This is a genomic window from Xanthomonas arboricola pv. juglandis, assembly GCF_905367715.1.
Classification (GTDB): domain Bacteria; phylum Pseudomonadota; class Gammaproteobacteria; order Xanthomonadales; family Xanthomonadaceae; genus Xanthomonas; species Xanthomonas arboricola.
Genome location: NZ_HG999362.1, coordinates 1123709 through 1145326, shown reverse-complemented (window position 1 = coordinate 1145326; position 21618 = coordinate 1123709). Strand labels below are relative to the sequence as shown.

Sequence of the window (21618 nt, the reverse complement as noted above, 5' to 3'; positions counted from 1 at the left end):
CCGTAAGAGCGCGCTTGCGCGCGATGGGGCGTTATCGGTAATGCTTCATCGCGCGCGAGCGCGCTCCTACGGGGCATGCGGCGGCCGCGCTGATCCGCAGCCTCGGTGACGACGGTTGCCTCGTAGGAGCGCACCCGGGCGCGACAGGCCGTCCCGTTACCCTACGTCGCGCCCGGGTGCGCTCCTACCGCTGGCGCGCGAGCGCTGCTGCAGCTTCCCGTGCACGCTCGCGGTTGCGCTCAGGCGAACCCGTCGGTCGCGCGCACCAGCGCATCGACGTTTTCCGGCTCGAATGCCGAATGACCGGCGGCCGGGCTTACCTGCAGCTGCGCCTTCGGCCAGACCTTGTGCAGGTCCCAGGCGCTTTGCATCGGGCACACCACGTCGTAACGCCCCTGCACGATCACGCCGGGGATGTCGGCGATGCGGTGCGCGTCGCGCAGCAGCTGGTCTTCGACCTCGAAGAAACCGCCGTTGACGAAGTAGTGGTTCTCGATGCGCGCGAACGCCAGTGCGAAGTGCGCGTCCTCGTGTCCGGTGACGAAGTCGGCGTCCACATGCAGGAAGCTGGTGGCACCTTCCCACACGCTCCACGCCTTGGCCGCGGCCAGACGCGTGGCTTCGTCGTCGCTGGTCAGGCGGCGATGGAAGGCGGAGATCAGATCGGCGCGCTCCACCACTGGAATCGCGTTGACGTAATGCTCCCAGGCATCCGGGAACAACCGGCTGGCGCCCTGCTGATAGAACCATTCCAGCTCGAAACGGCGCAGCAGGAAGATGCCGCGCAGCACCAGCTCGGTGACCTGCTGCGGATGGGTCTGCGCATAGGCCAGCGCCAGGGTCGAGCCCCAGCTGCCACCGAACACCTGCCAGCGTGCGATGCCCAGTTGTTCGCGCAGGCGCTCGATGTCGGCGACCAGGTCCCAGGTGGTGTTGTTCACCAGATCGGCATGCGGGGTGGAACGGCCTGCGCCGCGCTGGTCGAACAGCACGATGCGGTACTTGGCCGGGTCATGGAAGCGCCGCATCTTGTCATTGCAACCGCCGCCGGGGCCGCCGTGCAGCATCACCACCGGCTTGCCCTGCGGATTGCCGCACTGCTCGAAATACAGGGTGTGGCGGTCGTCGACCTGGAGGGTGCCGTGGTCGTACGGCGTGATCTCGGGATAGAGCGTGCGCATGCGTCGGTCCTGCGGGAAACCGCTAGTGTATCGGCACCCGGTCTGCACACGCGGGCGCCCCATGCGATCGAGCAAGGGCGGGGCACGGCGAAGCGCGAGGAGTGGAGCGACGGAGCAAGACTCCTGCACGCAGCGCCGGACGGGCGCGGTCGGTGCCCGGAATCGGCATGTCCTGTTTCAGCTCCGAGCGCGCTGTCCCCCCTCCACCTGGCGACCGCTCCGTGGCCCGCCGCGCTAGCCCGCAGCGGGCGACCAGCGCCCCGACGTCACCCGGTCACGCTGCTCCAGGTCCTGATGCGTGGCCACCGCATCGAAGCCACGCGCCTGCAGCAGCCCGGCCACCGCCGCGCCCTGGTCCCAGCCGTGTTCGAGCAGCAGCCAGCCGCCCGGCAGCAGATGCGCAGGCGCATCGGTGACGATCAGGCGGATGTCGTCCAGGCCATCGGGGCCGGAAGCCAGCGCACTGGCCGGCTCGTAGCGCAGGTCGCCTTCGCCCAGGTGCGGATCCTGCGCGGCGATATACGGCGGGTTGCTGGCGATCAGGTCGAAACGCTCGCCGGCCAGCGGCGCGAACCAGCTGCCCTGCCGGCATTCGACATTGCGCAAGCGGTGGCTGTCGGCATTGCGCCGGGCAACCGCCAGCGCCGCCGCGCTGGCATCGGTGGCGATCACCAGTGCCTGCGGCCGCTCGCTGGCGATGGCCAGCGCGATCGCGCCGCTGCCGGTACCCAGATCGGCAACGCGGCGGCCTGGCCGGGCGTCCAAGCGCTCAAGTGCCAGCTCGACCAGCACCTCGGTGTCGGCGCGCGGGATCAGCGTGGCGGTGGAGACCGCCAGATCCAGCGTCCAGAACCCCCGCGTGCCGGTCAGGTAGGCCACCGGTTCGCCGGCCTGGCGCCGCTGCACCAATGCCGCGAACGCCTGCGCGACAGACGGCTCGACCGGATCGCGGCCATGCGCGAACAGCCAGGCGCGGTCGCGGCCCAGCGCGTGCAGCAGCAGCGGCTCGGCATCACTGCGCTCGATCCGTTCGACCGCGCGCCGCAGCAACTGCTCGGCGGCAAGACCGGCTGGGTCCTCACTCATACGGATCATTCACTCATGCGCAACATCGGCTGACCATTATCGGAGATGGAATCGGCCCCTGCAGCGGCAGACGCCGTCTGCAAACTTGATAGCCACAGCCTATCTATACAATTCCATCAATCGATTTGAGAAATCTATCGATCCTACCTACCATGGCGACTGTTCCATCCCCCGCCCCCTTCATCGCACGAGGAAACTCAATGTCTCTTATCAACACTCAGGTCCAGCCGTTCAAGGCGAATGCGTACCACAACGGCAACTTCATCGAAGTCACCGAGGCCAGCCTGAAGGGCAAGTGGTCAGTGCTGATCTTCATGCCGGCCGCCTTCACCTTCAACTGCCCGACCGAAGTGGAAGACGCCGCCGACAACTATGCCGCGTTCCAGAAGGCAGGCGCCGAGGTCTACATCGTCACCACCGATACGCACTTCTCGCACAAGGTGTGGCACGAAACCTCGCCGGCCGTGGGCAAGGCGCAGTTCCCACTGATCGGCGACCCGACCCACAAGCTGACCCGCGCGTTCGGCGTGCACATCGAAGAAGAAGGCCTGGCCCTGCGCGGCACCTTCATCATCAATCCGGAAGGCGTGATCAAGACCCTCGAGATCCACGACAACGCGATCGCCCGCGACGTCACCGAGACGCTGCGCAAGCTGACCGCTGCCCAGTTCGTCGCCAACAACCCTGGCCAGGTCTGCCCGGCCAAGTGGAAGGAAGGCGCCAAGACCCTGGCTCCGTCGCTGGACCTGGTCGGCAAGATCTAAACCGACTGACACCTCCGGCCTGTGGTTGAGGCCGGAGCATCTCCGGCCCAGTACTGGGCCGGGGGTGAACCGGAGCCGGTGCCGGGCTGCCCGCCAGCCATCGCCAGCACGCATTCCCGACATCGCGCCGGCTGCGGTTCATCCCCTCCTCCCCGGCGACCTGCCTCAGCGCAGTGACGCCATGCCCTCCCCTTGCCCATTCCCAGGAGTTCTCCATGTTGGATGCCAACCTCAAGACCCAGCTGACCGCCTACCTGGAACGGGTTACCCGTCCGATCCAGATCAATGCCTCGATCGACGAAAGCGCCGGCTCGCGCGAAATGCTCGACCTGCTCGAGGATCTGGTGCTGCTGTCGGACAAGATCAGCCTGGACATCCACCGCGATGACAACCAGCGCAAGCCCTCGTTCGCGCTGACCACGCCGGGCCAGGACATCTCGCTGCGCTTTGCCGGCCTGCCGATGGGCCACGAGTTCACCTCGCTGGTGCTGGCGCTGCTGCAGGTGGGCGGCCACCCGTCCAAGGCCGCCGCCGAGCTGATCGAGCAGGTGCAGCACCTGGACGGCGACTACCAGTTCGAAACCTATTTCTCGCTGTCGTGCCAAAACTGCCCGGACGTGGTGCAGGCGCTGAATCTTGCCGCCGTGCTCAACCCGCGCATCAAGCACGTGGCCATCGACGGCGCGTGGTTCCAGGACGAGGTCGAAACCCGCCAGATCATGTCGGTGCCCACCGTCTACTTGAACGGCGAGCTGTTCGACCAGGGCCGCATGACGCTGGAGCAGATCGTCGCCAAGCTCGACACCAACGCGGCCAAGCGCGACGCCGCCAAGATCGCCGCCAAAGACGCCTTCGAGGTGCTGGTGGTCGGCGGTGGCCCTGCCGGTTCGGCAGCGGCCGTCTACGCCGCACGCAAGGGCATCCGCACCGGCGTGGCCGCCGAGCGTTTCGGTGGCCAGGTGCTGGACACCATGTCGATCGAAAACTTCATCTCGGTGCCGGAAACCGAAGGCCCGAAGATGGCCGCCGCGCTCGAGCAGCATGTGCGCCAGTACGACGTGGACATCATGAACCTGCAGCGCGCCGAGCAGCTGATTCCGGCCGGTGCCGATGGCCTGATCGAGATCAAGCTCGCCAATGGCGCCTCGCTCAAGAGCAAGACCGTGATCCTGTCCACCGGCGCGCGCTGGAGGCAGATGAACGTGCCGGGCGAAGACCAGTACAAGAACAAGGGCGTGGCCTACTGCCCGCATTGCGATGGCCCGCTGTTCAAGGGCAAGCGCGTGGCGGTGATCGGCGGCGGCAATTCGGGCGTCGAGGCGGCGATCGACCTGGCCGGTATCGTGGCGCATGTCACGCTGGTGGAGTTCGACGACAAGCTGCGTGCCGACGAAGTGCTGCAACGCAAGCTGCGCAGCCTGCACAACGTGCGCATCATCACCAGCGCGCAGACGACCGAAGTGCTGGGCGATGGCCAGAAGGTCACCGGCCTGGTCTACAAGGACCGCACCGGCGGCGACATCCAGCACGTGGATCTGGAAGGCGTGTTCGTGCAGATCGGCCTGCTGCCCAACACCGAATTCCTCAAGGGCTCGGTGGCGTTGTCGCCACGCGGCGAGATCATCGTCGACGACCGTGGCCAGACCAATGTTCCGGGCGTATTCGCTGCCGGCGACGCCACCACGGTGCCGTACAAGCAGATCGTGATCGCGATGGGCGAAGGTTCCAAGGCTGCGTTGAGCGCGTTCGATTACCTGATCCGCTCCAGTGCACCGGTCAGCGCGGATAACGTCGCCCAGGCAGCATAAGCGCACTCAAGCCAGCGCCCGGCCAGCCCGGGCGCTAAGCTCCAGTCGTACCCCGTCACCGCAATGAGGGCTGCTGCACATGAATCTGCGTGACCTGAAATATCTGGTCGCCCTGGCCGACCACAAGCATTTCGGCCGTGCTGCGACGGCCTGCTTCGTCAGTCAACCGACGCTGTCCACACAGATCAAGAAACTCGAAGACGAGCTCGGCGTGCCGTTGGTGGAACGTGCGCCGCGCAAGGTGATGCTGACCCCGGCCGGCCGCGAAGCGGCGATGCGCGCGCGCGGCATCGTGGCCGAAGTGGAACAGATGAAGGAAGCCGCGCGGCGCAGCCAGGATCCGGAAGCCGGCACCGTGCGGCTGGGCATCTTTCCCACCCTGGCGCCGTATCTGTTGCCGCATGTGGTGCCGCGGATCCGCGAGCGGTTCCCGCGCCTGGAACTGCTGCTGATCGAGGAAAAAAGCGATCAGCTGGTGCACCAGCTGCGCGAAGGCCGTCTGGATGCGGCGCTGCTCGCACTGCCATTGCAGGATGAGCAGCTGCATGCCGAATTCCTGTTCGAGGAACCCTTCGTGCTGGCCGTGCCGGAAGGCCATCCGCTGTCGCGCCACGACAGCATGACGCTGGACGATCTGTCCGAGCAGCGGCTGTTGTTGCTGGAAGACGGCCACTGCCTGCGCGAACAGGCGCTGGATGTCTGTCATCTTGCCGGCGCCCTGGAAAAATCCGAATTCCAGGCCACCAGCCTGGAGACGCTGCGCCAGATGGTGGCTGCCAATGTCGGTGTGACCTTGCTGCCGCTGCTGGCGGTCAAGCCGCCGGTCGCGCGCTCGGAGAACATTCGCCTGATCCGTTTCCGCGAAGACAAGCAACCCAGCCGCCGCATCGCCATGGCCTGGCGACGCAGCTCGGCCATGACCGCGTTCCTGGAGCAGCTGGCGCAGCTGTTCAAGGAGCTGCCGGAGAGCCTGTTCACGCTGGACCAGCCGGCGACTGGCCCTAAGGCGGTTGCGGCCTGAGGATTCGGGATTCGGGATTCGGGATTCGGGAATCGGGAATCGGGAATCGGGAATCGGGAATCGGGAATCGGGAAATCGTTTCATGGCTGCGGTTGCTTGACGTGATTTTTTTCACCTGTTCTCGGACATAAGCGACGCGCAAGCGTCGTTTTTTGTTTGGTGGGTGGTTACGACGTGATGTCTCTGGACGCACGTGGCGGTTGCGGCGTCATTGGCACGTGGTGGACTCCCACGAGGCACGTCAAGTCAGTCGCTGGGTGATGGCAGATGGCACGCGCCTGGGCGCTGCAGCGCTGCCTGCCTGATGCGCTGGCCACGGCCCGTCACTCGCGGTGCCGCGCCGGCCTCGCCCGATACCTGCCGTGCACTGCGCCATCTCGCCATGCATTGCGATCGGGCAGCGGCGCCCTCATCTGGGCAGTGAGGCTTGCCATGTTGGCGGGCCGTCATCGTCAAGGAGATTGCCATGACTTCGCAGCACCACAGCGGCTTGCCGCCGTCCATCCTGATTTCCAGCCATGACCTCGCCCGGCTCGAGGCTCTGCTCGATTCCCCCGCTTTCAACAAGCACCCGGCCGCCACTGCGCTGAGTGACGAACTGGGCCGTGCACGCGTCGTGCCGCCCGACCAGATTCCCGGCGATGTCGTCACCATGCACTCCCGCATCGATTGCGAAGATGAGCTGCATGGCGAACGACATACGCTCACCCTTGTGTATCCGCACGAAGCCGATGTGCAGCACGGCCGCATCTCGGTGCTGGCGCCGGTTGGCAGTGCGCTGCTCGGCCTGTCGGTCGGTCAGAGCATCGACTGGCTCACGCCCGACGGGCGCGACCTGCGTCTGCGTGTCAGCGCCGTGCACGATCAACATGCATTGGCCGGCGCCTGACTTCCCACGCCAGGCGCGCTACCGTAGCGCGCTGCGTCCTATCCACGACCCGTTCCACGATTCGAGAGAACCCGCATGACTGCTCCCTCCAAGCTTGCCCAGTTGCGTGACCTGTCTGTCGTCGTTGCCGACACCGGCGACTACGACGCCATCAAGCGCCTGAAGCCGGTCGACTGCACCACCAATCCCACCCTGGTCAAAAAGGCATTGGATCTGCCGGTGTATGCCGACCTGATCGAGCGCGAACTGGCCTGGGGCCGCGAACACGGCGGCGAAGACCGCACCAACACCGTCAACGAAGTGGCCGACCGCCTCACTATCGGCGTCGGCGTCAGGCTGGCCGAGCTGGTCCCGGGCCGTGTCTCCACCGAGGTCGATGCCGACCTGGCGCACGACACCGAGGCGACCATCGCCAAGGCGCGCAAGTTCATCGCGATGTACGCCGAGCGTGGCGTGTCCAAGGACAAGATCCTGATCAAGATCGCGGCCACCTGGGAAGGCATCGAGGCCGCGCGCCAGCTGCAGCGCGAAGGCATCGACTGCAATCTGACCCTGATCTTCAACCGCTCGCAGGCGCTGGCCTGTGCGGAAGCCGGCGTGTTCCTGATCTCGCCGTTCGTCGGCCGGATCCTGGACTACTACGTCGCCCAGGGGCAGACCCCGGCCAGCATCGACGAAGACCCGGGCGTGGTGTTCGTGCGCACGGTCTACAACGAGTTCAAGCAGCGCGGCTCGTCCACCGTGGTGATGGGCGCCTCGTTCCGCTCCACCGCGCAGATCGAGGCCCTGGCCGGTTGCGACCGGCTGACCATCTCGCCGGAGCTGCTGGAAAAGCTCGACGCCGAATATGGCGAACTGCCGCGCAAGCTCTCGCCTGCGCAGGCCGATAACGCGCAGATCACCCCGATCGACAGCGACAGCTTCGCCACCGATCTGGCGGCCGACCCGATGGCCACCGAAAAGCTGGCCAGCGGCATCGATGCCTTCGCCAAGGATCTGCAGGCACTGCGCAAGACCATCACCGACAAGCTCGCCGGCTGATTGCAGCGCGCGGTTCGCAGTGCCAACGCCTGCAGCCTGGTGGCTGTGGGCGTTTTGGTTTTTGCAGTCTGGCTGCGCAACGACGCGTAAGGCAAGGCCCTCGCGACGCTGGCATTGGAAACTGCGGCCGGCCTCGGGCTGCCTTACCTCCTAGGCAACGTTGAGCTTGTGGGCGCATTGACGCCTGCACAGCCGCCACCGAGCTGCCATGCGCGCGTTTTGGCCTGATCGGCGCGCGGTTCGGCGTCGTTCTCCACACGTCGCTTACACCCGCGCAACCCGCACTGCCTAGAATCCGGGTTCCTCAACTGGCGTAGCGGACAATGGCAAACATTGCAGTGGTGATGGTCGACGGCGTGGCCGATTGGGAAATTGGCGTTGTCCTGCCGGCGGCGCGCGAATGGTTCGGCGACCAGGTCGCCATCGCCAGCATCGATGGTCAGCCGGTGCAGTCGATCGGCGGGCTGCGCATCACCCCGGACTTTGCTCTCTCCGATCTAGCGCCGCTGGACGCCGATCTCTGGATCCTGCCCGGCAGCGAGCGTTGGCAGGCAGGCGAAATTCCCGGCCTGAGTGGCCTGCTGGTCGAGCGCGTGCAGCACCAGCGCCCGGTCGCGGCGATCTGCGGCGCCACCATCGCCCTGGCCTACGCCGGCCTGCTCGACCAGCGCGCGCATACCAGCAACGCGCTGGCCTTCCTGCAGGAACACGTGGTGCCGTATGCCGGTGCTGCGCAATACCGGCACGAAAAGGTGGTGACCGCCGATGGCGTGATCACCGCACCCGGCACCAGCCCGGTCGGCTTCGCGCTTGCCTGCATGCGACTGCTGCATCCGGAGCGCACCGACATGCTGGCCCAGCTGCGCGGCATGTTCGCCGGCGAGTTCGTCTGATCCGGCGGATTCCGGCACGCCTGGCGCATTGGCTGCACTGACTGGATGCGGTGGGTCGCCGCACCGATCCATCGCACCGCTTGGCTGTCGGGATTGACCACAATGATGCGCCGGGCCGGTTCGCCTCTCAGCTACACGCGGCGGTGCCGGCGCGTGGTGCGCACGCCGCAAAAAAGATGGCCACGTCGTCTCCGACGTAGCCATTCAAGTTGCCTGGCATGCACTCCCATGCGCTGCCTGATCGTGATAACGCTGCCGGTCACTGTTGGCCATCGGCACGCCGCCACGATCACGTGGATGACAGCGCTTCAATCCGGCCCGCCTTTCCGTCAGGCATCCAGCCCGATCGGGCAGCTCACTCCCGTTCCGCCAAGCCCGCAATAACCATTGGGATGCTTGGCGAGATATTGCTGGTGATCGTCTTCGGCGTAGTAGAACGCGGGCGCCGGGAAACGGATCTCCGTGGTGATCGCGCCATACCCCGCGGCGTCCAGTTGCTGCTGGTACGCATCGCGGCTGGCAAGCGCGGCGTCGTATTGCGCCTGTGTCGTGCAATAGATCGCCGAGCGGTATTGCGTGCCGACGTCGTTGCCCTGCTGCATGCCCTGGGTGGGGTCGTGACTTTCCCAGAACGTGCGCAGCAACTGTGCGAACGACACCGACGCTTCGTCGTACACCACCAACACCGCTTCGGTATGGCCGGTCTGCCCGGAACACACTTCGCCGTAGGTGGCATTGGGTGTCTCGCCGCCGGCGTAACCCACCGCCGTGGTGTACACCCCTGGCAGGTTCCAGAACTTGCGTTCTGCACCCCAGAAGCAGCCGAGCCCGAACTGCACCTGGGCCAGGCCGGTAAATTCCCCACGCAACGGATGGCCGTTGATCAGGTGGGTGTTGTGGAGCGGTAGTGCCTGCTCGCGTCCGGGTAAGGCCTCGCCCGGACGTGGCATGCGTTGTTTGAAAGCGCCGATTCCCAGCATGGTGCAACTCCGCAATCGTGAGGATTGCCTGCTGGATGGCGCCGGCCGTCGCGGCTTTCAAGCCACTACGGCCAATGCGGCGTTACTTCCTGGTCACCGAGGCGGTGGTGGTGTCCGCTTCCGGCATCGCCGAGCTGTGGTGATTGATGATCAGCCACCTGCCGTCGCGCTTCTCGTACACGAAGGTGTAGCGCGCCTGCACGTCGGTCTTCTTGCCGTCCTTGTCGGTCAGCGTGAAGGTGTAGACGCCGGCATCCACCGCGCTGTCGTCATCGAGCACACGCACGGTGCGGTAGTTGACGACGCCCTGCGGCTTCTTGGTCAGGAACATCTCAAAGTACTTTTCGATCTGCTCGCGCGAGGCGCGGACCTCGTTGGACACGGTCGGCAGCAGCACACCGTCCGGGGCATACAGATCGGCCACTTTGTCCGGATTGCCGGTAGCCAGTGCCGCGTTCCAGGTGTCGAACAGCGCGGCGACTTCGCGTTCTTCGCCGCCGGCCGGCAACGTGGCCTTGTCGGTGTAGTGCATCACGCCGCCAGCCAGCGCCGGGGTGGCAGCCAGAGCCAGAACCAGAGAGAACAGAGTGCGACGCATGGGAAATCTCCGTGTGGTTGATGGGGTTGCCGCATCGGGCAAGCTCAGTATCGAAACCAAGCGGCCCCAACAATTCTGCCGACTGGCATATACTCAAATATGCTGATCGGCCTAGAGCGAACTCATGGAAACCCCTACCAATGCTGGCGATTGGCGCCTGACGCTACGCCGCGAAGCATCCGACAGCGCACGCTGGCAGGCGCTCTGGGAGGTCGCGGTGGCGCTGCGTCAGGCACAGACACCGGAACAGGCCTGCGACGCGGTACTGGGCCGGGTGCTGCTGTTGCTGGGCCTGGAACATGGCGCGGTGCTGGCACAGCGTGGGCCGCGCGCGCAGGTGCTGGCCAGCCGCGGCCGCGCATTGCCGCCCGGTGCCAGCGCAGCCGGCGACAGCCATGAAGCGGCCTGGCTGATGCCACCGCGCCCGGCCGATATCCGCGAGGCCAAGGTGCCGATCCATGCGCTGGGCAGCACCCTGGGCATGCTGTGCGTGGCCTGGAACGACAATCGTCCCGCCCCCGGCAACGACGATGTGCAGGCGCTGCAGGCCTTCGCATTGCTGTTGCCGGCGATGGTGGCCGAACCGGCCAAACCGCTCGCCACGCGTCGGCGCAAGCCGGTGCAGGACGACCGCCTCACCGCGCTCAGCAAACGCGAGAAACAGGTGCTGTCCCTGCTGCCGCGCGGCCTCACCAATGCGACGCTGGCAGCTGAACTGGGGATTTCTCCCGGCACGGTCAAAGTGCATGTGGAGCGAATCCTGCAGAAACTTGAGGTAAAAGATCGCACCCAGGCCGCGGTGTACGCGGTCCAAGCCGGACTCGCGCTATGAATGCAATGGCGGTGCGTTGGAACGATTGGCCGATCACCCGTAAGAGCCTGGCGGTGGTGACCCTGCCGCTGCTGCTGCTGGCGGTGGCCCTGATGGCGATCTACAGCGTGGAGCGGCAGAACATCGCCGCCGAAAACGATGTGCGGCAGACGCTGGAAGTGTTGAGCGATCTGTACGAAGCACACGCACTATTGGCCGAAACCGCGGCCGGCGTGCGCGGGTATCGGCTGGTGCGCCGCGATGAATTCCTTACCCCGTACCGCGATGCCGAGCCGCGCCTGCAACGGGTGGCCGAGCGGCTGTCGCAACGCATCACCGACCCGGGGCAGGCGCAGCGGTTTGCGCGCATCAAACCGTTATTTGCGGAAAAAATGCAGGGGTGGCGCCGGTTGCTGGCACCGGATCTGAGCCGCGAAGAAGAGATCCGCCAGCTGTGGGACGGCAAGTACAAGCTCGACATCCTGCGTGCCGAACTGCGCGAACTGCGCAATTACGAAACCGCGCAATTGCAGGTACGTACCGCCAAGGCGCAGGCACTGCGCCAGCGCAATCTCATCATCACTTTAAGTGCGGCGATGCTGGGCGGCCTGGGCGCGGTGTTTGCGGTGGCGTGGTTCGCCTCGGCGCTTTCCGGGCGCCTGCGCACGCTGGCCGCCAATGCCGACCGGCTGGGCGAAGGCTTGCCGCTGGCACCGCAACCGCGCGCCGGCGATGAGCTGGGCCAGGTCGGCCAGCGCCTGGCGCAGGCCAGCGAACTGCTCGCCGCACGTGCGGCCGAAGCGCAACTGGCACGGCGCGAGGCAGAAACCGCCAACCGCGCAAAGACCGAATTCCTGTCGCGCAGCAGCCATGAATTGCGCACGCCACTCAATGCGATCCTGGGCTATGCGCAGGTGCTGGAGATGGATCTGCCCGAGCCCGGGCATCGCCGTCATCTGCAGCATATTCTGGGCGCCGGCCGGCACCTGCTGGGGCTGATCACCGAGCTGCTGGACATCGCGCGGATCGAAGCCGACCAACTGGATCTGAGCCCGGAGCCGATCTCGGTGCGCGCGGCCGTGCACGAGGCGCTGGGCCTGATCGCGCCGGACGCGGACAAGCACGGCATCGCGTTGCAGCCGGCCGCCATCGACGGGCCGTGGACGGTGCGCGCCGATGCGCAGCGGCTGCGCCAGGTGCTGCTCAACCTGCTGTCGAACGCGGTCAAGTTCAATCGTACCGGCGGCCAGGTGCAGGTGAGCGCGCAGCCGGATGGCGAGCAGGTGCGCATCACGGTCGCCGACCAGGGCGCGGGCCTGACGCCGGCGCAGATCGAGCGGCTGTTCACGCCATTCGAGCGGCTGGGTGCCGAGCGCTCGGCGGTGGAAGGCACCGGCTTGGGCCTGGCACTGAGCAAGCGGCTGATCGAGGCGATGGGCGGGCGCATCGGCGTGGACAGCAGCCGCGATGGCGCGCGTTTCTGGATCTCGCTGCCGCAGGGCGAACCGCAACGCAGCGAGCCGGCGCGCGCCATCGTGCCGCCGAGTAATGCGGGCACGGGCGTGTGCCGGCTGCTAAGCATCGAAGACAACCCGTCCAACCAGGCCCTGATCCGCACCCTCAGCGAACGCCGCCCGCAATGGCAGCTGCTGGAAGCGGCCAGCCTGGCGCAGGCGCGCGCGCTGCTGCAGCACGGCGTGCCGGATCTGATCCTGCTGGACCTGCATCTGAGCGACGGCAACGGCGAAGAACTGCTGCGCGAGCTGCAGGCGCAGCCGGCCACGGCCGGCGTGCCGGTGGTCGTGATCAGTGCCGATGCCACCACCGCCACCCTGGCGCGCGTCGGCAATCAGGGCGGGCGCGCGTATCTGACCAAGCCGCTCGATGTGGCGGAATTCTTCACTGTGATCGACGGACTGCTGGCATGACACGCGACGAAATCCTGGGTTCCCGCATCCTCATCGTCGACGACGAGCCGGCCAATGTGCGGCTGCTCGAAGACCTGCTGCAGCGCGAAGGCTTCCAGCAGGTCATCGCCACCACCGACCCATTGCGGGTGATGGGGCTGGTGTCGGCATTCGCGCCGGACCTGATCCTGCTGGATCTGAAGATGCCGGAACTGGACGGCTATGCACTGCTGGAACAACTGGCGCGGCTGTCCGATCCTGGCCACTTCCTGCCGGTGATCGTGCTCACCGCCGACCCCAGCCGCAGCGCGCGCCATCGCGCCCTGGGCCTGGGCGCCAAGGACTTTTTGACCAAGCCGCTGGATACCTTCGAGGTCGCGCTGCGGGTCTGGAACGTGGCCGAAACCACCGTGCTGTTCAAGCGCCTGCGGGCGCTGGCCGCACCGGATGCGGCGCCGCCAGGGTGGCGCCAGCCGGAATGACGCGCGCACATCGTAGGAGCGCACCCGGGCGCGACCGGAGCTTTGCCGATAACACCAGCGTAGGAGCGCACCCGGGCGCGACGTAGCGTTTATCGGCACAGCCTCGTCGCGCCCGAGTGCGCTCCTACGACTTGCGCTGCGCTACAGCGCGCGGGTGACCTCGCCGCACAGGCCGATCTCTGCCAGTACCGCCTGTGCCTGGCTCAGGTGCAGGTCGGCCACGCAGACCTGCAGCACGCCGAAAGCAGGCAGTTCCCCGGCACCGCCCAAGAGCGACTCGCCAAACACGAAGGCGGTGATACCGGCATCCTCCAGCGCGTGCTTGGCCAGATGCGCGTCGATGATGTGACTGGCGCGATACGCGATCTGCATGTCAGCCGCGCTCCAGGCGTTCGCGCGCGGCATCCTGCTTCCACTCGCGCAGTGCCGGCAGCGCATCCAGTGCGGCCAGGTAATCGCCGGCAGCCTCGAACAACGGCACGCCGTAGCTGGCAAAACGCAGCGCGACCGGGGCGAACATCGCATCGACGATGCCGAAGTCGCCGCACAGGAACTGCCCGGCATGGCCATGCTCGGCGCGCAGGCTGGCCCATAGCGCCTGGATGCGGGTGATGTCGCGCTCGGCAGCCGCGTCCCAGCGGGCCGGGCCAGGCGCGCGGGCCAGGTTCATCGGCAGCTGGGTGCGCAAGTCCACAAAGCCCGAGTGCATTTCCGCCGCCGCGGCGCGGGCCTGCGCCCGCACCGACAGCTCGGCCGGCCAGCCGCGGCCATCCAGCCAGCGTTCGTTGACGTATTCGCAGATCGCCAGCGAATCCCAGACATGCAAGGTGCCGTCCCACAGCACCGGCACCTTGCGGGTGGGCGAATAACCGGCGATGCGGGCCTGGAATTGCGGCGTATCCAGCGGCAGCGCGATCTCTTCGAACGGTACCTGGAAATGCCGCAGCAGCAGCCACGGGCGCAGCGACCAGGAGGACAGGGTCTTGTCGCCGATCACCAGGCGGGGCAAAGGCATGCGTGGGGCACTCCGAAGGATCGCCGCAGCGTACGCGCCGGCGGCGGTGCCGGCCAGCCCGTCGTGCCGCCGGCCGATGGCACCCGGCCTGGCTGCAGTCAGCCCGTGCAGCCCCAGGCAGCAAGGCGCTTGCGCGCAGGATCACCGCGCACAGGCCACACGCGATGTATTGCCCCCGACACGCCGCCTACCCCTAACCGGTGCCACCGCCTAAACTTGCGGTTTACCTATTGCTGATGCGCGCATGTCCGAGACCCTAGCCACCGACGCCACCGCCCCGGCGGAGAAGAAAGACTTCATCCGCCAGATCGTCCGCGAGGATCTGGCCAGCGGCAAGCACACGGTCATCCGCACCCGCTTCCCGCCCGAGCCCAACGGCTATCTGCATATCGGCCACGCCAAGGCGATCTGCCTGGATTTCGGACTGGCCTCCGAGTTCGGCGGGCTGTGCAATCTGCGCCTGGACGACACCAACCCGGCCAAGGAAGACCCCGAGTTCGTGGTCGCCATCCAGGACGACGTGCGCTGGCTGGGGTTCGAGTGGGCGCAGCTGCGCCACGCATCGGATTATTTCGAGGTGTATTACCTGGCCGCGGAAAAACTGATCCGCGACGGCCATGCCTTCGTCTGCGACCTGTCCGCCGAGCAGGTGCGCGAATACCGCGGCACGCTGACCGAGCCCGGCCGCAATTCGCCGTTCCGTGAGCGCAGCGTCGAGGAAAACCTGGACCTGTTCCGGCGTATGCGTGCCGGCGAATTCCCCGATGGCGCACGCACCCTGCGCGCCAGGATCGACATGGCCAGCGGCAACATCAACCTGCGCGACCCGGCGCTGTACCGCATCAAGCATGTCGAGCATCAGAACACCGGCAATGCGTGGCCGATCTACCCGATGTACGACTTCGCGCATTCGCTGGGCGATGCGGTGGAAGGCATCACCCATTCGCTGTGCACGCTGGAATTCGAAGACCACCGCCCGCTCTACGACTGGTGCGTGGACAAGGTGGACCTGGCCGTGCATCCGGAGCTGCTGCAGCCGCTGCTGGACAAGGGCCTGCCGCGCGAGGCCGCCAAGCCGCGCCAGATCGAGTTCTCGCGCCTGAACATCAACTACACGGTGATGAGCAAGCGCAAGCTCACCGCGCTGGTGGAAGAACAGCTGGTGGATGGCTGGGACGACCCGCGCATGTACACGCTGCAGGGCCTGCGCCGGCGCGGCTATACGCCGGCGGCGATGCGCCTGTTCGTGGACCGGGTGGGGATCAGCAAGCAGAACTCGCTGATCGATTTCTCGGTGCTGGAAGGCTGCCTGCGCGAGGATCTGGATGCGGCCGCGGCGCGCCGCATGGCGGTGGTCGACCCGCTCAAGCTGGTGCTGACCAATCTGCCGGAAGGCCACAGCGAGACGCTGAGCTTCTCCAACCATCCCAAGGACGAATCCTTCGGCACGCGCGAGGTGCCGTTCGCGCGCGAGCTGTGGATCGAGCGCGAGGATTTTGCCGAAGTCCCGCCCAAGGGCTGGAAGCGCCTGGTGCCCGGCGGCGAGATCCGCCTGCGCGGCGCCGGCATTGCGCGCGTGGACGAGGTGATCAAGAACGACGCAGGCGAGATCGTCGAGCTGCGTGGCTGGCTGGACCCGGAGTCGCGTCCGGGCATGGAAGGCGCCAACCGCAAGGTCAAGGGCACCATCCATTGGGTCAGCGCCGCGCATGCGGTGGAAGCGGAAATCCGCCTGTACGACCGCCTGTTCTCGGTGGAAAAGCCCGATGACGAGTCCGAAGGCAAGACCTACCGCGACTATCTCAACCCCGAGTCCAAGCGCAGCGTGCGCGGCTATGTGGAGCCGAGCGCGGCACAGGCTGCACCCGAGCAGTCGTTCCAGTTCGAGCGTACCGGCTACTTCGTTGCCGATCGCCGCGACCATAGCCCTGCCACGCCGGTGTTCAATCGCAGCGTGACCCTGCGCGACACCTGGGCCAAGTGAGTCCGAACCGCGCCGGGTGCCAGCCATCCGGCGCGGGAACGGCGGCAGGCAGCCGCAGCGAGGCCTGCGGCGATCGACGTGCCGATGGTGGTCACCGCGCGTGATCCAGCCAGCGGGGACGACGCCTCAGAGCGGTATCTTCTGAGTTGATGAGCAAGCGCAATGGAGACTGCGTGCCGCACTTCGTTGCATGCTGCATGGCATGAAGGAGCAGCACGATGCGTGAGCGCTTGATGGTGGGTGTTGCCTGCGGCATCGGCGCAGGTGCGTTATGGGGACTGGTGTTTCTGGCGCCGCAGTTGCTGGCGGCGTTCACTCCGTTGCAACTGGCCGTTGCCCGTTACCTGTCGTATGGCGCGGTCGCAGCCCTGGTGCTGGCACCGCGCGCGCGCCAGACCGCTGCGCGGCTGGGGCGCGCCGAATGGTGGGCGCTGGTGCGTCTGAGCCTGTTGGGCAACCTAATCTATTACGTGCTGCTCGGCAGCGCGGTGCAGTGGGCCGGCAGCGCGGCGACCGCATTGATCATCGGCCTGCTGCCGGTGGTGGTCACCGTGATCGGCACGCGGGCCGCAGGCGCGGTGCAACTGCGACGCCTGGCCGCGCCCTGCGTGTTGTGCGTCATCGGCGTGGCGCTGGTCGCCCTGGACACCTTGCAACATGATGCCGCTCACTACGCCAGCGATCGCACCACCCGCATCGCCGGCCTGCTCTGCGCAGTCGGTGCACTGGTGTCGTGGTCGGCCTACTCCATCGGCAATGCGCGCTGGCTGCGGCGGCGCCCGGACCTGTCCGGTGGCGATTGGTCGCTGCTGACCGGTGTGGTCACCGGCGCATTGGCGCTGTTGTTGGCGCCGGCCGCACTGATCGGCAGCGCGCCACATGCGCCGATCGACTGGGCCAGTTTCTGGGGCATCTCGCTGTTGCTGGGCATCCTGGCCTCGGTGATCGGCAACGCCTTGTGGAACCGGGCCAGCCGGGTGCTGCCGCTGACGCTGGTTGGCCAGATGATCGTATTCGAGACGGTCTTTGCGTTGCTATACGGCTTTGCCTGGGAAATGCGCCTGCCCACGCCACTGGAGCTGGCCGCGATCGCCTGCCTGCTGATCGGCGTGCTGTGGTGCGCAGCACTGCATGCGGAAGCGAAATGACGCCGGCACCTGATGCACGCAGCGGACTAGATTGCAGGCTGTGTCCGCCAGCAACGCCGCCATGTGCCTCCCACAACCATGTCCACGCCCGCCCGCAAACACGCTGCGCAGCGCGGTGTTTTCGCTGTCGTTCGGCCTTGCGGCCTGCTCGCCGCAGCCACCCGTCTCGAACGCGGTGACCCCGGCCGAGGTGTTCTGCACGCTTCTTCCGGGCCGGCCAGATAACGATCTGCCCAGCGACCGCCGCGACGAAAGCATGCAGTAACTGGACCTTGCCACGCGCTGCCACCCGGCGCTGCGCAGACAGCGTTGACTGCGGTGAAACTGCAGACGTGTTGCGGTCACACGTCGCGCCCCGGCCAGCGTCATCAGCCGCAACGCGCGCAGGGCCCCGATCCCCGGGGTTTCCGTAGCTGATCCAGCGCGCGCTACATTCCGCGCATCCGGGGCTTACCATGGCCGCTCACCTGTCCTGATCGGAGCGGCCGCATGTCCCGTCTTTTGTCCCGGTGTCTGAGCACGCTGTTGCTGCTGGCCTGCCTGGTGTCGATCGGCTGCGTGGCCGCACCACCGGCCGATACCGCCGCGCCGCCTCCGGCGACCGGCTCGGCAAGCGGCCCGGCCACCGGCAAACCGGTCACCGTGACCACCACCTGCCGCACCGACGCCGATTGCACGGTGAAGAACGTCGGCAACTGCTGCGGCGCCTTCCCGGCCTGCGTCAACGTCAACAGTGCCACTGACCCCAAAGGCGTGATTGCGCAGTGCCAGGCCAGCGGCATGATGAGCGTATGCGGCTTCCGCGAGATCAGCGCCTGCCAGTGCGTGGCCGGGCAATGTGCCGCAAAGGACGCCCAGGCCGATACACTGCGCCCCGCTCCCCCCTCTACAGAAATGGTCCACTGATGCTTTACGCGCAAGTCCACCTCACGCTGCCCGACTGGATCCACGCGCATGTCGACGACAGCCGCGCCTATCCCAGCGACGAGGACAAGGTGGCGCTGGCAATCGAACTGTCGCGGATGAATGTGCAGGAGCGCAGCGGCGGCCCGTTCGGTGCGGTCGTGTTCGGCCCGGATCACCGCATCGTCGCCGCGGCGGTGAACCGCGTGGTGCCGCAGACCACCTCGCTGGCGCATGCCGAAAACATGGCCTACATGCTCGCGCAGCAGCGCCTGCAGACGCCGCGCCTGAACGATGTGCTGTCGCCGGTAACGCTGGCCACCTCCGCGCAGCCGTGCTGCCAGTGCTACGGCGCCACGGTGTGGGCCGGCATCGACCGCCTGCTGATCGGCGCACGCGCCGAAGACGTGATGGCGCTGACCGAATTCGACGAAGGCCCGCTGCCTACCGACTGGGTGGGCGAGCTCACCCGCCGCGGCATCGAGGTGGTGCGCGACGTGCATCGCGACCAGGCCTGCGCGGTACTGCGCAACTATGGCGAGGGCGGCGGTGACCATTATTGATCTGCCCCGCAGCGATCGCGCACGCCAGGCACTGCGATGAGCGGCCTACTGTGTTACTGCCGCCAGGGCTTCGAGCCGGAGCTGGCCGCCGAGTTGAGCGCGCGCGCCGCATTCGTCGGCATCGCCGGCTATGCGCGTACCCAGCGCAACGACGGCTATGTGCTGTTCGTCTGCGATGAGGCCGCACAACTGGCTGCCAGGCTGCACTGGCGCGAGCTGATCTTCGCGCGGCAGAAGCTGGTGGTGATTGCCGAACTCAAGGGCATCGACCCCAAGGACCGCATCACGCCGATCCTGGCCGCCCTGGAAGGCCAGCCGCGTTTCGGCGATCTGTGGGTGGAACACCCGGATTCGGACGCGGGCAAGCCGCTGGCAGGGCTGGCACGCAGCTTCGGCAACGCCTTGCGCCCGGCCTTGCGCAAGGCCGGCCTGCTCACCGACAAGCCGCAACCGCGCCTGGCACGGCTGCATATCTGTTTTCTCGATGGCGACCACGCCTTGCTGGCGGTGGCCGACAGTGCCGACAGCGCGCCCTGGCCTCTGGGTATTCCACGTTTGAAGCTGTTGCCGGAGGCGCCATCGCGCTCGGCGCTCAAACTCGACGAAGCCCTGCTCACCCTGCTCGCACCGGACGAACGCGAAGCGCTGGTCAAGCCCGGCATGCGCGCCGCCGACCTGGGCGCAGCCCCCGGCGGCTGGACCTGGGTGCTCACCCGCCAGCACGTGCATGTCACCAGCGTCGACAACGGCCCGCTACGCGAGCATGTGCTGGAGACCGGCCTGGTCGAGCATCTGCGCGCCGACGGTTTTCATTGGAAGCCTGCGCAGGCACTGGACTGGATGGTCTGCGACATGGTCGAGCAACCGCGCCGCGTGGCCGAACGCATGGCCACCTGGATCCGCGAAGGCTGGTGCCGCAACACCATCTTCAACCTCAAGCTGCCGATGAAAAAGCGCTGGGACGAGACCCGCCTGTGCCTGGACCTGTTCGAGCAGCAGGCCGAGAAATCGCTGATCGTGCGTGCCAAGCAGCTGTATCACGATCGTGAGGAGATCACGGTGTTGGCGATGCGGGATTAGGAGCTGGGATTCGGGAATCGGGATTGGGGAATCGTAAGAGCTGGGATTCGGGAATCGGGAATCGTAAAAGCGCGGATTGGTGGCGTTGTTATTGCGGTGGGTGCTGGCGGGTATCGCGGGAGCTGGTGTGGTGATTCACCTGCGCCAGTCGCACTGATGGCAATCCGGCGTGATTGCTGGGTAGCCGCTTTTTGGTAGTCGACTGCACGGCCCTTGGGGACTCCATCGTGGCAGGCTGGTGCGCGCCAGCCTGCTCGTTTCGCTTCGGCGGGAAGCTCCGTTGATTGACGAAGCTTAGGCGCGATCAGAGCACGATTCGCTTGCTGCCCTCGCGGGCCGAGCGGTAGATCGCATCGACGATGCGGATGTCGCGCAGGCCTTCTTCGCCCGGCGCACGCAGCGGAGTGCCATTGATGATCGCGAGCGCGTCCTCGTCCATCTGCAGTGCCTGCTGGTGCGGCACCTTGGCGTCGAACACGCGCCCGTCGCTGGCCTTGCCGGTCACGCCCTGGTAGCTCTGGAACGGCGACAACTCATACCAGCCGCGCTCGCATTCGGCACGCAGCACATTCATGTTGTTCCCGAAGCTGGTCTTGCACTCGGCACGCACCGCGTTCGGGAATTCCAGGGTGAAGTCCATATGCTCGTCGACTTCGTCGAACAGTTCGGGGCGATCGGTCCAGCGCTTGGCGGTCACGGCCAACGGCTCGCTGCCCACCGTGTAGCGCGCGGCATTGAGCGGATACACGCCCATGTCGTACATCGCCCCCCCGCCGAACTGGGAGCGCAAGCGCCACGGACGATCGGCCTTGGTCGCATCGTGATAGCCGTTGTACCCGGCCTCGGCGCGCACACGCTGCATCGCGCCGAACGGTTTCTCGCTGGCCATCGCGATCAGGCGACGCGTGTTGGGTTCGTGCTGCATGCGGTAACCGATCGTCAGCGCCACCTTGTTGCGCTTGCACGCCGCGATCATCGCCTCGCATTCGCCGGCATGCATCGCCATCGGCTTTTCGCACCAGACGTGCTTGCCGGCCGCCGCCGCGCGCAGCGTCAGCGGCGCATGCAGATGGGTCGGCGTGACGATGTAGACCACGTCGATGTCGTCGTTGTCGGCGATCCGGTCGAAGTTCTCGTAGTTGTAGACATTGCGATCGGCGATGCCGTACTTGGCCTGCCACTGCGGAATCTTCGCGGGCGTGCCGGTGACGATACCGGCCAGCTTGCAATGCTTGGTCAATGCCAGGCCCGGCGCGAGCTGTTCGCTGGCATAACTGCCCAGGCCGGCCAATGCCACGTTGAGCGGTTTGCCCGGCTTTTTCTTCGGCAATGCCCAGCCGGGCGCAGCAAGCAGGATGCCAGCACCGCCGAACGCGGCGAGCAAACGGCGACGTGTGATCGATTCCACGGACATGCAAACCTCCTTGGCAAGATTGAGAGCGGCTGACACCATCGCGTGCGTTC

Annotated in this window: 22 protein-coding genes; 15 read left to right on the top strand and 7 right to left on the bottom strand. The window is 66.5% G+C overall.

Annotated elements, in window-relative coordinates; genetic code table 11:
- Positions 1-239: 239 nt before the first annotated feature.
- Both pip and prmC read right to left on the bottom strand, forming a co-directional pair.
- Positions 240-1181: a prolyl aminopeptidase gene (pip, locus tag KHN93_RS04805; protein WP_212579205.1), complete on the bottom strand. Its 942-nt coding sequence runs from the start codon at positions 1179-1181 to the stop codon at positions 240-242.
- Between the two features lie 234 nt (positions 1182-1415).
- A complete protein-coding gene (gene prmC / locus KHN93_RS04800) occupies positions 1416-2267 on the bottom strand; it encodes a peptide chain release factor N(5)-glutamine methyltransferase (protein ID WP_115510498.1) in 852 nt (283 codons plus the stop codon).
- 200 nt (positions 2268-2467) lie between these two features.
- Between prmC and ahpC the strand changes: the two genes are divergently transcribed.
- The 6 genes from ahpC (at position 2468) to KHN93_RS04770 (ending at position 8683) form a co-directional block, all read left to right on the top strand.
- Positions 2468-3031 (top strand): alkyl hydroperoxide reductase subunit C, encoded by a 564-nt coding sequence (gene ahpC / locus KHN93_RS04795; RefSeq protein WP_039523700.1) that lies wholly within the window; start codon positions 2468-2470, stop codon positions 3029-3031.
- A gap of 215 nt (positions 3032-3246) precedes the next feature.
- Positions 3247-4839, top strand: coding sequence for an alkyl hydroperoxide reductase subunit F (gene ahpF / locus KHN93_RS04790; RefSeq protein ID WP_024940622.1), 1593 nt, complete (start codon positions 3247-3249; stop codon positions 4837-4839).
- Between the two features lie 79 nt (positions 4840-4918).
- On the top strand, positions 4919-5860 hold the full coding sequence (locus KHN93_RS04785; RefSeq protein ID WP_024940621.1) for a LysR substrate-binding domain-containing protein: 942 nt from the start codon (positions 4919-4921) through the stop codon (positions 5858-5860).
- 466 nt (positions 5861-6326) lie between these two features.
- Positions 6327-6749: a nucleoside diphosphate kinase regulator gene (gene rnk / locus KHN93_RS04780; protein WP_212579204.1), complete on the top strand. Its 423-nt coding sequence runs from the start codon at positions 6327-6329 to the stop codon at positions 6747-6749.
- Between the two features lie 75 nt (positions 6750-6824).
- Entirely contained in the window at positions 6825-7790 is a 966-nt protein-coding gene (gene tal, locus KHN93_RS04775) for a transaldolase (RefSeq protein WP_212579203.1), read from the top strand.
- A 323-nt stretch (positions 7791-8113) separates the two neighbouring features.
- Positions 8114-8683 carry a type 1 glutamine amidotransferase family protein gene (locus KHN93_RS04770; protein ID WP_016900730.1) on the top strand — a complete coding sequence of 190 codons (570 nt, stop codon included), beginning with the start codon at positions 8114-8116 and terminating at the stop codon, positions 8681-8683.
- A 329-nt stretch (positions 8684-9012) separates the two neighbouring features.
- Here the strand turns inward: KHN93_RS04770 and msrA are convergent, their stop codons facing one another.
- The gene (gene msrA, locus KHN93_RS04765) at positions 9013-9663 is read right to left on the bottom strand and encodes a peptide-methionine (S)-S-oxide reductase MsrA (protein ID WP_039530550.1); all 651 of its coding nucleotides are present in this window, start codon (positions 9661-9663) and stop codon (positions 9013-9015) included.
- An 82-nt stretch (positions 9664-9745) separates the two neighbouring features.
- Positions 9746-10261, bottom strand: coding sequence for an SgcJ/EcaC family oxidoreductase (locus KHN93_RS04760; RefSeq protein ID WP_212579202.1), 516 nt, complete (start codon positions 10259-10261; stop codon positions 9746-9748).
- A gap of 124 nt (positions 10262-10385) precedes the next feature.
- On the opposite strand from KHN93_RS04760, the gene KHN93_RS04755 reads away from it, so the two are divergent.
- From KHN93_RS04755 to KHN93_RS04745, 3 genes are read left to right on the top strand one after another with little or no spacing between them, the layout of a single operon-like run.
- Positions 10386-11093 carry a helix-turn-helix transcriptional regulator gene (locus tag KHN93_RS04755; protein ID WP_212579201.1) on the top strand — a complete coding sequence of 236 codons (708 nt, stop codon included), beginning with the start codon at positions 10386-10388 and terminating at the stop codon, positions 11091-11093.
- On the top strand, positions 11090-13000 hold the full coding sequence (locus KHN93_RS04750; protein WP_212579200.1) for an ATP-binding protein: 1911 nt from the start codon (positions 11090-11092) through the stop codon (positions 12998-13000). Before KHN93_RS04755 ends, KHN93_RS04750 begins: the two co-directional genes overlap by 4 nt.
- Positions 12997-13461, top strand: coding sequence for a response regulator (locus tag KHN93_RS04745; RefSeq protein WP_024938256.1), 465 nt, complete (start codon positions 12997-12999; stop codon positions 13459-13461). The genes KHN93_RS04750 and KHN93_RS04745 overlap by 4 nt, the downstream gene beginning before the upstream one ends.
- A gap of 141 nt (positions 13462-13602) precedes the next feature.
- Here the strand turns inward: KHN93_RS04745 and KHN93_RS04740 are convergent, their stop codons facing one another.
- Positions 13603-13833 carry a putative signal transducing protein gene (locus KHN93_RS04740; RefSeq protein ID WP_016900736.1) on the bottom strand — a complete coding sequence of 77 codons (231 nt, stop codon included), beginning with the start codon at positions 13831-13833 and terminating at the stop codon, positions 13603-13605.
- Between the two features lies 1 nt (position 13834).
- Positions 13835-14476, bottom strand: a complete 642-nt coding sequence (locus KHN93_RS04735; protein WP_039514244.1) for a glutathione S-transferase family protein — start codon at positions 14474-14476, stop codon at positions 13835-13837.
- A gap of 244 nt (positions 14477-14720) precedes the next feature.
- Between KHN93_RS04735 and KHN93_RS04730 the strand changes: the two genes are divergently transcribed.
- The 6 genes from KHN93_RS04730 (at position 14721) to rlmM (ending at position 20154) form a co-directional block, all read left to right on the top strand.
- Complete coding sequence (locus tag KHN93_RS04730) at positions 14721-16460, top strand: glutamine--tRNA ligase/YqeY domain fusion protein (RefSeq protein ID WP_212579199.1); 1740 nt, start codon at positions 14721-14723, stop codon at positions 16458-16460.
- Between the two features lie 218 nt (positions 16461-16678).
- Positions 16679-17608, top strand: a complete 930-nt coding sequence (locus tag KHN93_RS04725) for a DMT family transporter (RefSeq protein WP_212579198.1) — start codon at positions 16679-16681, stop codon at positions 17606-17608.
- A 40-nt stretch (positions 17609-17648) separates the two neighbouring features.
- A complete protein-coding gene (locus KHN93_RS04720; protein ID WP_212579197.1) occupies positions 17649-17873 on the top strand; it encodes a hypothetical protein in 225 nt (74 codons plus the stop codon).
- Between the two features lie 224 nt (positions 17874-18097).
- Positions 18098-18514, top strand: a complete 417-nt coding sequence (locus KHN93_RS04715; protein ID WP_212579196.1) for a hypothetical protein — start codon at positions 18098-18100, stop codon at positions 18512-18514.
- Entirely contained in the window at positions 18514-19074 is a 561-nt protein-coding gene (locus KHN93_RS04710; RefSeq protein WP_212579195.1) for a nucleoside deaminase, read from the top strand. Before KHN93_RS04715 ends, KHN93_RS04710 begins: the two co-directional genes overlap by 1 nt.
- A gap of 36 nt (positions 19075-19110) precedes the next feature.
- On the top strand, positions 19111-20154 hold the full coding sequence (rlmM, locus tag KHN93_RS04705) for a 23S rRNA (cytidine(2498)-2'-O)-methyltransferase RlmM (RefSeq protein WP_024938262.1): 1044 nt from the start codon (positions 19111-19113) through the stop codon (positions 20152-20154).
- Positions 20155-20458: 304 nt separating this feature from the next.
- Here the strand turns inward: rlmM and KHN93_RS04700 are convergent, their stop codons facing one another.
- Complete coding sequence (locus KHN93_RS04700; protein WP_047124658.1) at positions 20459-21568, bottom strand: Gfo/Idh/MocA family protein; 1110 nt, start codon at positions 21566-21568, stop codon at positions 20459-20461.
- Positions 21569-21618: the final 50 nt, after the last annotated feature.